Annotated in this window: 15 protein-coding genes; 9 read left to right on the top strand and 6 right to left on the bottom strand. The window is 65.2% G+C overall.

The features are described 5' to 3' along the window. Positions 1 to 41: 41 nt before the first annotated feature. Genes yajC through RAH32_RS02655 form a run of 9 tightly spaced genes read left to right on the top strand, consistent with a single transcriptional unit; the run spans position 42 to position 6,140 of the window. On the top strand, positions 42 to 374 hold the full coding sequence (gene yajC, locus RAH32_RS02695; RefSeq protein WP_306604859.1) for a preprotein translocase subunit YajC: 333 nt from the start codon (positions 42 to 44) through the stop codon (positions 372 to 374). A gap of 37 nt (positions 375 to 411) precedes the next feature. Next, on the top strand, positions 412 to 2,076 hold the full coding sequence (gene secD, locus RAH32_RS02690; protein WP_306604857.1) for a protein translocase subunit SecD: 1,665 nt from the start codon (positions 412 to 414) through the stop codon (positions 2,074 to 2,076). Positions 2,077 to 2,087: 11 nt separating this feature from the next. Next, a complete protein-coding gene (secF, locus tag RAH32_RS02685) occupies positions 2,088 to 3,068 on the top strand; it encodes a protein translocase subunit SecF (RefSeq protein WP_306604855.1) in 981 nt (326 codons plus the stop codon). Then, a complete protein-coding gene (locus tag RAH32_RS02680; RefSeq protein WP_306604853.1) occupies positions 3,068 to 3,421 on the top strand; it encodes an Mth938-like domain-containing protein in 354 nt (117 codons plus the stop codon). Before secF ends, RAH32_RS02680 begins: the two co-directional genes overlap by 1 nt. Beyond that, entirely contained in the window at positions 3,418 to 4,044 is a 627-nt protein-coding gene (gene ccmA, locus RAH32_RS02675) for a heme ABC exporter ATP-binding protein CcmA (protein WP_306604852.1), read from the top strand. The genes RAH32_RS02680 and ccmA overlap by 4 nt, the downstream gene beginning before the upstream one ends. Continuing rightward, on the top strand, positions 4,041 to 4,697 hold the full coding sequence (gene ccmB / locus RAH32_RS02670) for a heme exporter protein CcmB (protein WP_306604851.1): 657 nt from the start codon (positions 4,041 to 4,043) through the stop codon (positions 4,695 to 4,697). The genes ccmA and ccmB overlap by 4 nt, the downstream gene beginning before the upstream one ends. Positions 4,698 to 4,739: 42 nt before the next feature. After that, the gene (gene ccmC, locus RAH32_RS02665) at positions 4,740 to 5,465 is read left to right on the top strand and encodes a heme ABC transporter permease CcmC (protein WP_306604850.1); all 726 of its coding nucleotides are present in this window, start codon (positions 4,740 to 4,742) and stop codon (positions 5,463 to 5,465) included. Next, entirely contained in the window at positions 5,462 to 5,605 is a 144-nt protein-coding gene (gene ccmD, locus RAH32_RS02660; RefSeq protein ID WP_306604849.1) for a heme exporter protein CcmD, read from the top strand. The genes ccmC and ccmD overlap by 4 nt, the downstream gene beginning before the upstream one ends. Continuing rightward, on the top strand, positions 5,598 to 6,140 hold the full coding sequence (locus RAH32_RS02655; protein ID WP_306604848.1) for a DsbE family thiol:disulfide interchange protein: 543 nt from the start codon (positions 5,598 to 5,600) through the stop codon (positions 6,138 to 6,140). Before ccmD ends, RAH32_RS02655 begins: the two co-directional genes overlap by 8 nt. A gap of 37 nt (positions 6,141 to 6,177) precedes the next feature. On the opposite strand, the gene RAH32_RS02650 is transcribed toward RAH32_RS02655, so the two are convergent. From RAH32_RS02650 to RAH32_RS02625, 6 genes are all read right to left on the bottom strand, one after another. Next, a complete protein-coding gene (locus RAH32_RS02650) occupies positions 6,178 to 6,441 on the bottom strand; it encodes a DUF2934 domain-containing protein (RefSeq protein WP_306604847.1) in 264 nt (87 codons plus the stop codon). 1 nt (position 6,442) lies between these two features. Beyond that, complete coding sequence (gene glgX / locus RAH32_RS02645; protein ID WP_306604845.1) at positions 6,443 to 8,536, bottom strand: glycogen debranching protein GlgX; 2,094 nt, start codon at positions 8,534 to 8,536, stop codon at positions 6,443 to 6,445. Between the two features lie 10 nt (positions 8,537 to 8,546). Next, positions 8,547 to 9,668, bottom strand: coding sequence for a sugar phosphate nucleotidyltransferase (locus tag RAH32_RS02640; protein ID WP_306604844.1), 1,122 nt, complete (start codon positions 9,666 to 9,668; stop codon positions 8,547 to 8,549). Positions 9,669 to 9,773: 105 nt separating this feature from the next. Continuing rightward, on the bottom strand, positions 9,774 to 12,008 hold the full coding sequence (gene treY, locus RAH32_RS02635) for a malto-oligosyltrehalose synthase (protein WP_306604843.1): 2,235 nt from the start codon (positions 12,006 to 12,008) through the stop codon (positions 9,774 to 9,776). After that, entirely contained in the window at positions 12,005 to 13,714 is a 1,710-nt protein-coding gene (gene treZ, locus RAH32_RS02630) for a malto-oligosyltrehalose trehalohydrolase (RefSeq protein WP_306604842.1), read from the bottom strand. Before treZ ends, treY begins: the two co-directional genes overlap by 4 nt. Before the next feature lie 2 nt (positions 13,715 to 13,716). Then, entirely contained in the window at positions 13,717 to 14,574 is an 858-nt protein-coding gene (locus RAH32_RS02625) for an SDR family oxidoreductase (RefSeq protein ID WP_306604841.1), read from the bottom strand.

The raw sequence follows: 14,574 nt of genomic DNA, 5'->3' as shown, positions 1-14,574 counted from the left end.
CCGGGCGGGGTCCACCGCCATGACAAGCCGAAAGGATAGCCATGTTCGTCACCCCCGCCTATGCCCAGGCCGCAGGCAATGCAGGAGCCGGCGCGGCCTTCGCGCAGTTCATCCCCCTGATCCTGATCTTCGCAATCATGTATTTCCTGATGATCCGCCCCCAGCAGAAGCGCGTCAAGCAGCACCGCGAAATGGTCGCGGCGCTGAAGAAGGGCGATCACGTCGTCACCCAGGGCGGCATCATCGGCAAGGTCGCGTCCGTCCGCGACGAGGAACTCGAGGTCGAGATCGCGTCGGGCGTCAAGGTCCGGGTGGTGCGCGGCACCGTGTCCCAGGTGCTGAACAAGACAGAGCCTGTCGCCGCGAACGCCTGACGCTATCTAGACAATAATATTCAAGGGCTTCGGCAAGATGCTTCAGATCGACCGTTGGAAACGCATCCTGATCGTCGGGCTTTGCGTCCTGGGCATAGGCTTTGCCGTGCCCAACCTGTTCTACCAGCGGGTCGAGAGCCATAACGACGCCGTGGCCGAGATCGAGCGCACGGGTGTCGAGACGCCCGAACTGGCCGCTGCCCGCGATGGCTGGCCGTCCTGGCTGCCCTCGTCGGTCGTGGCGCTTGGCCTTGACCTGCGGGGCGGTGCGCATCTGCTGGGCGAGGTTCGCGTGGCCGAGGTCTACAAGGCCCGGATGGACGCGCTGTGGCCCGAACTGCGCCGCGCGCTTGCCGACGAACGCGCAACGCTTGGGGCGATCCGCCGCCTGCCGTCGCCCGAAGGCACCCTGAAGATCGAGATCGAGAACGCCGACCAGATCGCCCGCGCCACGGAAATTGTGCGCGGCTTTTCCACGCCCGTGACCACCCTGACCGGCGCGGGCCAGCAAAGCCTTGCGATCCAGGTCCAGGGCAACACCATCACCATCCAGCTGTCGGATGCCGAAAAGGCCGTGACCGACGACCGCACCGTCCAGCAAAGCGTCGAGATCATCCGCCGCCGCGTCGATGAGGTCGGAACCCGCGAACCGACCATCGTCCGGCAGGGCGCCGACCGCATCCTGATCCAGGTGCCGGGCATCGGTTCGGCCGAGGAACTGAAGGCGCTGATCGGCACGACCGCCAAGCTGACCTTCAATTCTGTCGTCGGCACCGGAACCAATCCCGATGCGCGCCCCGGCGTGGGCCAGGTGGTTCTGCCAGCGGCGGATCAGGAAGGCATCTACTATACGCTGGAAGAAAGCCCCGTCGTCACCGGCGAGGAACTGACCAATGCCGTGCCGGGGACCGATCCGAACGGCCAGCCCGCCGTCGATTTCAGCTTCAACCCGACCGGCGCGCGCAAGTTCGGCGCCTATACCGCCGCCAATATCGGCCAGCCCTTCGCCATCGTCCTGGACGATCAGGTGATTTCCGCCCCCGTCATTCGGTCCGCCATTCCCGGCGGGACGGGCCAGATCTCCGGGTCCATGGATTACGAGGAGGCGAACCAGCTTGCCGTTCTGCTGCGCGCGGGCGCGCTGCCCGCGCAGTTGGACTTCCTGGAAGAACGCACAATCGGCCCGGAACTGGGGCAGGACAGCATCGATGCGGGTCGCCTGTCATCCGTGATCGCCACGGCGGCGGTGGTGGCCTACATGATCGCCAGCTATGGCCTGTTCGGGGCTTTCGCCTCGATCTCGGTGATCCTGAACGTGATCCTGATCCTGTCGATCATGTCGATGATGGGCGCCACGCTGACCCTGCCGGGCATTGCCGGGATCGTGCTGACCGTGGGCACGGCGGTGGATGCCAATGTCATCATCTATGAACGCATCCGCGAGGAGTTGCGCGCGGGCAAGCGCGTGGCCAAGGCCATCAGCGACGGCTTCGACGAGGCGATGAGCGCGATCATCGACGCCAACGTCACGTCCTTCATCGCGGCGGCGGTGATGTTCTTCCTGGGTTCCGGCCCGGTCAAGGGCTTTGCCGTGACGCTGACCATCGGGCTTGTCACCTCGGTCTTCACGGCCATCTTCCTGACGCGCCTGATGATCATCTGGTGGCTGGAATGGCGCAAGCCCAAAGAACTGATCCTGTAAGGGGACCGTATATGGCATTCCGTCTGAAACTTGTCCCTGACAACACCAATATCGACTTCTTCCGCTGGCAGTGGATCACCTTCGGGGCGTCCATGGCGGCGATGGTCGTGTCCGTCATCCTGATCTTCACGATGGGGCTGAACTTCGGCATCGACTTCAAGGGCGGCACCACCATCCGCACCGAAAGCCCCACCGCCTTCGAGGTGGGGGACTACCGCGACGCGCTGAACGACCTGGGCTTCAGCGACCTTGCCATCACCGAGGTTTTCGATCCCAGCTTCGGCCAGGATCGCCACGTTGCCATGATCCGCATCGGCACCACCGACGAAACCGGATCCGTGTCCGCCGACCAGTTGAACCAGATCGAGGCCGCGCTGCACGAGGTCGATCCGCAGATCACCTTCGCATCCGTCGAATCGGTCGGGCCGAAGGTCTCGGGCGAGTTGATCAAGACCGCCTTCTATGCCGTCGGCGCGGCGTGTCTGGGCATCATGGCCTATATCTGGCTGCGTTTTGAATGGCAGTTCTCGATCGGCTGCGTGGTGTCGCTGATCCACGACGTGCTGCTGACGGTCGGGTTGTTCTCGCTGTTCCAGCTGAAATTCGACCTGACGACCATCGCGGCCCTGCTGACGACCTTGGGCTTTTCCTGCAACGACACGGTCGTGGTCTTCGACCGGCTGCGGGAAAACCTGATGAAATACAAGACGCGGCCCCTGATCGAGCTGATGAACCTGACCACCAACGAAACGCTGTCGCGCACGGTGATGACCGCGGTCACCACGGGCATCGCACTGACGGCGATGCTGATCTTCGGCGGGGACGTGATCCGCGACTTCGTGATCGCCATGCTGTTCGGGGTGGTCGTCGGCTGCTATTCCACGATCTATGTCGCCAAGAACATCGTGTTGTGGCTGGGCGTCAAGCGCGACTGGTCCAAGAAGGATCCGAAGCTGGCCGCGTCCCCCTTTGAAAACGCGGAACGTCCCTGATGAAGCTGACCCCCACCCAGTTCGGCGGGGCGGTGGCCGTCGATGGCTATGGCCCGGGCTTTTTCCGCGTCGGTGGCCGCGTCATCGAGGGCGCGGTGCTGGTGACGGCTGCGGGCGCGACGACCTGGAACGGCCTGGATGATCGGGCGCCCCTGCTGGCGCTGGCGGGGCAGGTGGATGTTCTTTTCATCGGCATGGGGGCAGATGCCGCCCATGCCCCCGCCGATCTGGTCGCGGCCCTGCGCGATGGCGGCGTGGCCGTCGAATCCATGGCCTCGCCCACGGCCGCGCGGACCTATAACGTCACGCTGTCCGAGGGGCGGCGTGTCGCCTGCGCGCTTCTGCCGCTGTGAGCCTGCTTGCCGTCCATGACCTTGCCGTGGCGCGCGGCGGTCTGCGGACGGTCGAGGGGGTATCCTTCACCATCGATGCCGGACAGGCCCTGATCCTGCGCGGCCCGAACGGCATCGGCAAGACGACGCTGCTGCGCACGGTCGCGGGCTTGCAGCCCGCAGTGACGGGCCGGATCGAGATGCCCGAGGATGCGGTCGCCTATGCCGCCCATGCCGACGGGTTGAAAGGCGCGCTGACGGTATCCGAGAACCTGGGTTTCTGGGAAAAGGTGTTTGGCGGCGGGGATATCGACCGGGCACTGTCGGCAATGGACCTGACCCCCTTGGCCGACCGTCCCGCCGCTGCCTTGTCCGCTGGGCAGAAGCGCCGGCTTGGGCTGGCGCGACTGGTGGTTTCCCGCCGTCCGCTGTGGATCCTGGACGAGCCGACTGTATCGCTGGATGCCGCATCGGTCCTGCGCTTTGCCGACATGGTGCGCGAGCATCTGGCCCAGGGCGGGGCCGCGCTGATCGCCACGCATATCGACCTGGGCTTGGATGCGCAGGTGCTGGATCTGACCCCCTTCCGGGCCAAACCTGCGCCCGCCACGCGACCGGCAGGCTTCAACGAGGCTTTCGCGTGATCGCCCTTCTGCGCCGCGACCTGGCATTGGCCGTCCGGGCGGGCGGGGGCTTCGGCCTGGGCGTGGCCTTCTTCCTGATCCTCTGCGCCCTTGTCCCCTTTGGCGTGGGCCCCGACACCGCCGCGCTGCAACCGATTGCCGCCGGCATCCTGTGGCTGGGCGCGCTGCTGGCCTGCCTTCTGTCGCTGGACCGCATCTTCGCGCTGGATCACGAGGATGGCAGCCTGGATCTGCTGGCGACCTCGCCCCTGCCGCTGGAGGGGGCGGTGGCGGTCAAGGCCATGGCGCATTGGATTACCACCGGTCTGCCGCTGATCGTGGTGGCGCCCTTGTTCGGCATCCTGCTGCACCTGCCGCCCGCTGCCATCCCGGCGCTGCTGGGATCGCTGCTGCTGGGCACGCCGGCCTTGTCGATGCTGGGCGCCTTTGGCGCGGCCGTCACCGTGGGGCTGCGGCGCGGGGGGCTGCTTTTGTCGCTGCTGGTCCTGCCGCTTTATATCCCTACGCTGATCTTCGGGACCGAGATGATCCGGCGCGGGCAGGAGGGGGGCGACATGGGACCGCCGCTGCTGTTCCTGGCGGGCATCACCGCGGGCGTGCTGGCCGTGATACCTTTTGCCGCAGCCGCCGCGCTGCGGGTCAATCTGCGGTGAACCGGCTTGAGCGGCAAGCCGGTGGGCGCTAGGGGAATATCCATGTCAATCTGGGAATATGCAAACCCTGTCAAGTTCATGCGCACATCCGGCGCGATCCTGCCATGGGTCGTGGCAGGTGCGGCGGTCTGCACGCTCACGGGGCTGGTCTGGGGGTTCCTGACACCCGACGATTTCCGGCAGGGATCGACCGTCAAGATCGTCTTCCTGCACGTCCCTGCCGCCATGATGGCGATCAACATCTGGGTGATGATGCTGGTGGCAAGCCTGATCTGGCTGATCCGCCGCCATCATGTCAGCGCGCTTGCCGCCAAGGCCGCCGCCCCCATCGGCGCGGTGATGACGCTGATCGGGCTGATCACCGGCGCGGTCTGGGGCCAGCCGATGTGGGGCACCTGGTGGGAATGGGATCCGCGCCTGACCAGCTTCCTGATCCTGTTCCTGTTCTATATCGGCTATATCGCCCTGTGGTCCGCGGTCGAGGATCCGGACAGCGCCGCCGACCTGACCGGCGTGTTGTGCCTGGTCGGATCGGTCTTTGCGCTGTTGTCGCGCTATGCGGTGTTCTTCTGGAACCAGGGCCTGCACCAGGGCGCCAGCCTGTCGGTCCAGCCGGGCGAGAGGATGAGCGCGGTGTACCGTTATCCGCTTTACCTGACCATGCTGGGCTTCGGCCTTCTGTTCCTGGCGCTGCTGCTGATCCGCACCCGGACGGAAATCCGCAGGCGCAGGCTGGCCGCCCTGCAAGCACGGGAAATGCGCGCATGATCGAACTTGGGAAATACGCGGGCGCGGTGATCGGCGCCTATGGCCTGTCGCTTGCGCTGCTGGGCGGGTTGATCTGGCAGACGCTGGCCGCCAATGCCCGCGCCCGCCGCGATCTGGAAAGGCAGGAACGCCGTGGCTAGGATTTCACCTCTTGTCGCCATCCCGCCCCTGGCCTTTGCTGCCCTGGCGGGGATGTTCCTGTGGGGAATGGGCCGCGATGCGCCGAACGAACTGCCCTCGGCCATAGTGGGGCGCGAAGCCCCGGCGGTGCCGCAGACCACGCTGCCCGGCAAGACCCAGTTGACGGACCAGATGCTGCGCCAGCCCGGGGTGAAGCTTGTCAACTTCTGGGCAAGCTGGTGCCCGCCGTGCCGGGCGGAACATCCGACGCTGACCGAGCTTGCCAAGCGGATGCCCGTCTATGGGGTCGATCTGCGCGATACGGATGCCAATGCGTTGCAGTTCCTGGCGGAAGACGGCGATCCATTTGCGGCCATCGCAACCGATCCAAAGGGGCGGACCGCAATCGACTGGGGCGTGACCGCCCCGCCGGAGACCTTCATCGTGGACGGGCAGGGAACGATCCTTTACCGCTTTGCCGGTCCGCTGGTTCGCGAGGACTATACCAATCGCTTCCTGCCGGAACTGGAAAAGGCCCTGGAAGGCGCGGACTAGGCTGCCCGGCGACGGTGGCCGGGCAGGCGGGCCAAGACTATGGCCCGTCGTTCAGGTAGGGCGTCGGTTCTGCCTTGGCCTTGGTGGACTTGCGGCTGGCCCGCTTGGGCTTGGCCGGCGCCGCCGTCTGGGCCAGTTGCGGTTCAGCAGAGTCCCCGTCGGGCTGGTCGTTGCCCGTCTGGTTGCGCAGTTCTTTCTCGGCGCGCGACCAATGATCGGCGTCGCGTCCCTCGGGGCGGCCTTCGCTTTCCCAGATCTCGTGGGCGCGTTGCCTGATGCGATCCTGATGGTCCTGATCCATGTCATTCTCCTTCGGTTTGGGCTTGGGGCGTTCCTGCGGCGACAAGCGCCATCACGGTCTGCCATGGCACCGTCAGGGTGCCGGTGACGGAACGATCTTGTTCGACCTGCTCGGCCGAGGTGTCGATGCGCAATGTCCATTCGCCCTCGGGCAGGGCGAATTCCGCGTCCTCGCCCGCGTTGATCACGATCAGCAGGTTCGGCCCGCCGGGGGTCGCCTGATGCAGGCCAAGACAGCGCAGCTCGGCATCCTGCCAGTCTCCCTCCTCCATCGTGCCGCCGCGCGGGTGCAGCCACAGGAACGCGGGCTGGCGGTCCTGCGCATCCTCGGGTGATGCGCCGAAACGCGACTGCGACAGTGGCACGTCCTTGCGGAACGCGGCAAGAGCCTGAACGGCGGTCAGGATGTCTTCCCTCGCCTTGTCCCATTCCAGCCAACTGATCGCGTTGTCCTGGCAATAGGCGTTGTTGTTGCCGTCCTGCGTATTGCCAAGGTCGTCGCCCGCCAGGATCATCGGCACGCCCTGGGACAGCATCACGGTCGCCAGCATCGCCCGGACCCTGCGGACACGCGCGGCGATGACGCCGGGATCGTCGGTCGCGCCTTCGGCCCCCAGGTTGTCGGACAGGTTGTGATCGTGCCCGTCGCGATTCTCCTCGCCATTGGCATCGTTGTGCTTGTCATTGAAGCTGACCGTGTCCCACAGGGTAAACCCGTCATGGGCCGCCACGAAATTCACGCTGGAGGTCGCCGGGCGATGGCTGTGGTTGAACTGCACGGGCGAACCCGACAGCCGTTCGGCCATGGCGGGCAACAGCCCCGGATCGCGCCGCCAGAAGGCGCGCGTATCGTCGCGGAACTTGTCGTTCCATTCGCGGAACGGCCAGCGATAGCCGCCGACCTGATAGCCGCCTTCGCCGATGTCCCAGGGTTCCGCGATCAGCTTGGCGCTGGACAGGATCGGATCCTGACGAATGGCATTGAAGAACGACCCGTCGCGTTCAAACCCCTGCGCTTCGCGCCCCAGGGTCGAGGCAAGGTCGAAGCGGAAGCCGTCCACATGCATCGCCTCGACCCAGTACCGCAGGCTGTCCATCACCATCCGCAAGACCATGGGATGGGCGACGTTCAGCGTGTTGCCGGTGCCGGTCGTGTCAAAGCCGTGGCGCGGATTGTCGGGGGACAGCAGGTAATAGGACGCGTTGTCGATGCCCCGGAAGGACATCGTCTGGCCCAGTTCGTTGCCCTCGGCGGTGTGGTTATAGACCACGTCAAGGATCACCTCGATCCCCGCCTTGTGCAGCTTGCGGATCGCCTCCTTCACCTCTCGGATCTGGCCGGATTTCAGATAGGGGGCATGGGGCGCGAAGAAGGACAGCGTCGAATAGCCCCAGTAGTTCGACAGCCCGCGTTCGACCAGGAAACGGTCGTTGGCAAAGGCATGGATCGGCAAAAGCTCGATCGCGGTGGCCCCGATGCGGTGCAGGTGTTCGATCACCGCATCGCTGCCAAGGCCCCGGAATGTCCCCCGGTCGGCCTCGGGGACGCCTGGATGCAGTTGCGTCAGACCCTTGACGTGGCTTTCATAGATCATGGTGCTTTGCCAGGGCGTGCGGATGGCGCGGTCGGTGTCCCAGTCGAACTTGGCATCGACCACCACGGCCTTGGGCATGAAGGCCGCGCTGTCGCGGGTATCGAAGGTCAGGTCATCCTCGCCCACCTGATAGCCGTGCAGGGCATCGTCCCACTTGATCTGGCCGCGCAATTCGCGGGCATAGGGGTCCAGAAGCAGCTTGTTGGGATTGAAGCGGTGGCCCTGTTCAGGGTCATAGGGACCATGGACCCGGTAACCATAGACCTGCCCCGGCCCGATGCCGGGCAGATAGCCGAACCAGACGCCGCCCTCCATGTCGGGCAGTTCCACGCGGTGCAGCTCATGTTCGCCGCTGTCGTCGAACAGGCACAGTTCCACCTTTGTCGCATGGTCGGAAAACAGGGCGAAGTTGGTGCCTTCGCCCAGGAATTCGGCACCCAGGATATCGGGACGGGTCACGGTCAGGTCGAAGGCGGGCACTTGCTTGGTATCGCGCATCATGTGTTCCGATTCACGCGACATCGCGCGGCTGCAAAGACGGACGGGCTACGGCAGGCAACACTGTCGGCACACGCAGCGTGTCGCGGCGGTCCAGCATGGCCTGAGTGATCAGAAGGGTGTTCCGGTCGCGGCGGAACCAGCGGTCGTCCTCGTCCGGGTCCTCGCCCACGACCAGGCCCGCAGGAATTCGCACGCCCGGCGCCACCAGGCATTGCGACAGCCGGGCCGAGGAGGGGACAAATGCCCCCGGCATCGCCACGCTGCCCCGGCCAAGATACCATTCCGACAGCGTCGAGATGCGCGGCAGTCGCACCGGCTGCTGGCCCAGGAAGTCCAGATGCGACTGGCGCAGGGCGTCAAGAGTGCCAACATCGCGCCAATAGGCCTGCCCCGAAGGTCCGGGGGGAAGACGATAGGCCATGGCCAGACCCTGCGCCACGGCGGCAGGAATGACCTCGTGCCCGAAATCGAGGGATTCGATATCCCGGCCGAACAGCGCGTCCCGAAGCCAATCCGTCTCGAAGACATAGATGCCCATCGACACCATGGCCCGGTCCGGCTCGCCCGGCATCGCAGGGGGATGGGGGGGGGTCTCAAGGAAGGACCGGATTCGCCCGGTGGCGTCGGCCTGCATCACGCCGAAGCTGCTGGCCTGGGACAGCGGAACCACGTCCACGGCGACGGTGACGGCTGCACCCGATGCGCGGTGTGCGGCGATCAGCGCGGCGTAATCCATGTCATAGATATGATCGGCAGCCAGGACCAGAACCTGATCCGCACCCCAATCGTCGATCTGCGCCCAGTTGTGCCGCACCGCATCGGCGGTGCCCAGATAGCGGTTGTGGCCGTCGCAGAGGATCATCGCGCCTTCCGTGAAGTGCCCGCCCCACCGCGCCGGCAAATGGTGATGCAGGGTGGCCGGGCAAAACTGCGTGGCCACAAGCAACCGGTCCAGCCCCGACCGGACGACGTTCGCCATGGCAAAATCAATGATCCGGTTGCGGCCTGCAAAATGCACGGCCGGCTTGCTTTCGGCTGCCGTCAGGTCGTGCAACCGGGAACCCTTGCCGCCGGCCAGAAGGACGGTTGCAACAGCCTGGCCCGTGGTACTGGATGTGCGCAATGCTGACACCGGGGCGATCCTTTTTTTGAAAATGCAAGCAGCCCGTTGGGCAACTTGCCTTTCAAACTGAAACAACGCGTGATTGTTCCCGGGAACGCCAAATATTATACGGCGTCAGGAGGCCTGAGCGAGTGTCACGCTGACCTGACTGCCATCGGCGAAGGCACGAGACAGGATTTCTGCCTCGGGTTGAACCGAGACGTGTGAAAATGCGGCGGTCAGAACCTGATCCTTGCTTCTGCGGATCAGACGAATGCCCGTATCGTCGATCTGGATCGCGGCATCCGCATCGCGCAGGAAATCCTGCCGGGTCTTGCGCAAGGACAGAAGCTGTTGTGTCCAGTGCATCTTGGCGTCCCTGTCCTGCGCCCGTTCGGGGAACGCCGCCCAATCGACGGCCAGGCGATTGTCCGGGTCGGTCAGCGCCAGAAGCCCTGCTTCGTCCCCGCGATAGATGTCGGGGAAGCCGGGCATCAGCGTCTGGAAGGCAAGCTGCGCAAAGGCCAGGGCTTCGCCCCGTTGCAGCAGGGATTGCAGGGCAGGGGGTTCCCGATTGCCCCATTGATCCAGAAGGTCCCGCGCAAAGGTCTGCGCGGCGGTTTCGGTGGCCTCGTCGGGGTTGGTCCAGAAGCTTGTCAGCTTGGCCTCTCGCATCGCCTTCTCGATATGCTGGTTCAGCCGGTCCGCAGCCGTCTCGGCCTGCCCGTCCCAGATCGCCAGCGCGGACTGGAGGATATACCACCGCCAGCGCGGCTCGACCCTGTCGGCCGAGGGCAGGGCGGCGGACTGGTCATAAAGCGCCCGGAACGCCTGGGGCAGGTGGCTGATCGCGACCAGGCGCATCCGTGAATCGCCCGACCGCTTGGTGTCATGGGTCGATACAAGCGTCATGTCGGTGGGGCGTCGCGCCGCCAGGAATGCGTTGGCCTCCTCGACAGTAACGGCGGGTTCGTCGGGTTCCGCCCCCACCTCGTTCGCCGCCAGATAGCGGGTCCAGCGGAAGCCTGCGGTATCTTCCTGCGCCTTGGCAAGCAGCGCGCCCGACACCTGCTGGAACCGGCGAACGAAGGTGCGGGCTGCTTCCGTTTGCGGATCCACCATCACATCGACCAGCAGGTCGAGAACGGTGCGGCTGCGCAACCCCTGCGCTGCGTCGTCGGCAATGGCGCGCAGCAACTCGCGATCCTCGGGGCGGGCCTTGTCGGTGACATAGGTGCGGTATCGCGGCGTGGCCATCAGCAGCGCCGTCACCGCCTCGCGCAGGGATTCCGGGCCGGGTTCAGCCAAGGGCGATCCTTGCGCCGCCGCCGCCGCCATGTCGCGCAACTGCCGCCGTTCGGCGGCCAGTTCGTTGTCCAGGACGTCCAGCTTGGCCTGGCGCAATTCGTCGCGGAAATCGCTGTCGATGCCGGTCGCCAGCCGCCATGCGTGGTCCAGCTCCTCGATCCCGGATGGATCGGTGAATGCCCTGGCGATCAGGCGCGCGGCATCGTAGCCGGTGGTGCCCACGGTCTTCCATTCAGGCGGCAGGGTTTCATGGCCCACCAAAATCTTTTCCACCCAGACCGGCGTGTCCGGCAGGGCCTGGTGCAGCCAGTCCAGATAGGTCGCGGGATCGGCCAATCCGTCGATGTGATCGACACGCAGCCCCTGCACCTGCCCCGAGCGGACCAGATCGAAGATCAGGCTGTGCGTGTCCTCGAAGACCGCGCGATCCTCGACCCGCATCCCGATCAGGCTTGTGACGTTGAAGAACCGCCGGTGGGTGATGCCGTCGCGTTCCAGTTCGTAATGGACCAGCCGCCACGGCTGCGCCTCATGCAAGGCGCGCAGGTCGTCCGTGGCGGGGCTGCCTTCGGCCAGGGGCACGGACACATCGCCGAACTGCCACATCCCGTCTGCGGCGCGAAAGGCGCCATCGGCCAGCATCTTTTCGAACGGTTCGGGCAGGAACGGCAGGATCAGCGGCCCCGCTTCCCAGTCGATGTCGAAATGCCGGGCATAGCGGCTGGCGGGTCCGTGTTTCAGAACGTCCAGCAGCCAGGGGTTTTCCAAGGTAAAGGCCGTATGGTTCGGCACGATATCCAGGATGATCCCCAGCCCGCGTTCTCGGGCGGCATGAGCCAGGGCGTCAAACCCCTCGCGCCCGCCAAGCGCCGGGTCGATCCGGGTCGGGTCGATGATGTCATAGCCGTGGGTCGATCCCGTCGATGCCTGGAAGATCGGCGACAGATACAGGTGCGATATCCCCAGGTCTTCCAGATAAGGCAGAAGCTGCGTCACCCGCGCGAAATCAACGCCGTCGCGCAACTGGATCCGATAGGTCGCCGTGGGAATATGGGGGGTCATTTGAGCCTTGCGTTGACAGAAAGGGCAAAAGGATCGGTGCCGATGCGACCCAGCGAAAACGCCGCGTCTTGAAAAGGTGCCAGGTCCGGTTCAGCCTGGCCCAAACTAAGCCGCAGATCCAGCACGCCCTTCTGGAAATTCCAGGTGGCGGACAAGGATGCCGGGCCGTGGCGCGTGACCTGCGCAGGCTGGCTGCGGCCGCTTTTCAGCAACGGCACCACATGGTCGCGGCGAAAGGCCAGGGCGCGGGCGGTCATATCCAGCCAGTCGCCGGCCAGCGGATCGTTCCAATCCAGCTTCGATCGGGCAAAGGTGTCCGGCGACAGGGGGTCGGGCACCTTGGATCCAAGACTGGCGATGCCTGTGAATTCCGCCGCCCGGCCTTCGCGCACCGCACGGGCCAGATCGCCGGTAAAATCGGCAAAGAACAAAAAGGGCGTCGTCGCGCCGCGCTCCTCTCCCATGAAGATCATGGGGATATAGGGGGTGGTCAGCAGCAGGGCGAAGGCTGTCCTGACACCCTGCGGATCGGCCAGCGACAACAGGCGTTCGCCCAGGGCACGATTGCCGACCTGGTCATGGGTCTGGGTCGAATTGACAAAGCCGGTGGGGGGCAGATCGCCGCAAGGCTCTCCGCGCGGTTCGTCGCGGCCGGGGCGGGGCTGGCCTTCCTCGATGTGACCGCGCTGCAAGGCCAGGCACAGATCGCCGATGGGATCATGCGAGAAGCTGGCATAATAGCTGGCGGATTCGCCCGTCAGGGCACAGTGGATGGCATGATGGAAATCGTCGTTCCAGCTTGCGTCATAGCCGTTTTCGCGCAGGAAGCGTTCGTTGCGTTCGTCCTCGACGATCAGGTGGATGGGACGGGCGGCGTCCACCGCGCGGACGCGGCGGGCAAAGGTCGTCATGAAATCGTCGGCACCCGGCCCGCTGATCTGATGGACCGCATCCAGCCGCAGCCCGTCCAGGCGAAAGTCGCCGATCCAGTATTCCGCGCATTGGATCCAGTATTCCCGAACCGCGTCCTGCGAAAAGTCGATCGCTGCGCCCCAAGGGGTATGGCGGCCCTCGTCGAAGAAAGGCGGGGCGGCGTGATGCAGATAGGCGCCCTCCGGGCCGAAATGGTTCATCACCAGATCAAGGATTACCATCAGCCCAAGGGAATGCGCGCGATCCACAAAGCGGCGCAGATCGTCCGGGCTGCCATAGGCCGGGTGCAGCGCATAGGGCAGCACCCCGTCATATCCCCACCCGCGCTCGCCCTGCCACTGGCCGACGGGCATCAGTTCGACCGCGGTGATGCCCAGGTCGGCCAGTTCGGCCAGCTTGTCCGACGCGGCGTCCAGAGTGCCTTGGGGCGTGAAGGTGCCCAGATGCAGTTCATAGATGACTGCCTCGGCCCAGTCGCGCCCCGTCCAGGGTGTCTGCCAGTCGTGGTTGGACGGACCTACCACAACCGAAGGCGCGTGGACATCGCCCGATTGCAAGCGGCTGGCCGGATCGGGAATGTCCTGGCCGTCCACGCGCAGCAGATAACTGTCCCCCGCACGCGCCTGAACCGTGGCCGCCCAAAACCCGTCGGGCGCGCGTGTCATGGCATGCGCGCGGCCGTTCAGGATCAGATCGACATCATCCGCCTTGGGCGCCCAGATGCCGACCGTCCAGCCCGCATCCGTCCATCGTCCCCCCCATGTCTGTGTCATCGTCAGATCATCGGCTTGCCGCCGGTGACGGCGATCGTGGCACCCGAGACATAGGACGACATCGGCTCCGCCAGCATCACATAGGCCGAGGCAAGCTCGACCGGCTGGGCAGGGCGGCCCATGGGATAGTTCTCGCCGAACTTGGACACCTTTTCGGGATCCATGCTGGCGGGGATCAGCGGCGTCCAGACGGGACCGGGGGCCACGACATTGGCACGGATGCCGCGTTCGGCCAGCATCTGCGCCAGGCCCATGGTGAAATTCTGGATCGCGCCCTTGGTCGTGGCATAGGCCAGCAGGTTGGGGCTGGGATTGTCCGCGTTGATGGATGCCGTGTTGATGATCGCGGCTCCGGGCTTCATGTGCGGCACGGCAGCCTTGGTCAGATAGAACATCGCGTGGATGTTGGTAGCAAAGGTGTATTGCCATTCCTCGTCCGGGATTTCCTCGATCTTGTCGAAGGTTTCCTGGTGGGCGGCGTTGTTGACCAGGATGTCGATCCGGCCGAATTTTGCCGCGGTTTCCGCGATGATCTTGCGGCAGTGGTCGGGGTCCGAGATGTCGCCCGCAAAGGTCAGGCATTCGCGGCCTGCATCGCGGACCAGTTGCGCGGTGGATTGGGCGTCATCCGTTTCGTCCAGATAAGACAGCGCCACATCCGCCCCTTCGCGGGCAAAGGCGATGGCGACCGCGCGGCCGATGCCGCTGTCGCCGCCGGTGATGATGGCCTTCATCCCCTCGAGCCGGTTGGCGCCGCGCCAGCTTTCCTCGCCGTGATCGGGCTTGGGATCCATCTTCTGAAAGCTGCCGGGCAGTTCCTGCTGCTGCTTCGGAAAAGGAGGCTTGGGATAGTCGCGCAT

The organism is Paracoccus yibinensis, assembly GCF_030846195.1.
In the GTDB taxonomy this organism is placed as follows: domain Bacteria; phylum Pseudomonadota; class Alphaproteobacteria; order Rhodobacterales; family Rhodobacteraceae; genus Paracoccus; species Paracoccus yibinensis.
The sequence above is the reverse complement of the archived record's forward strand: the minus strand, read 5'-3'. Positions and strand labels throughout refer to the sequence as shown.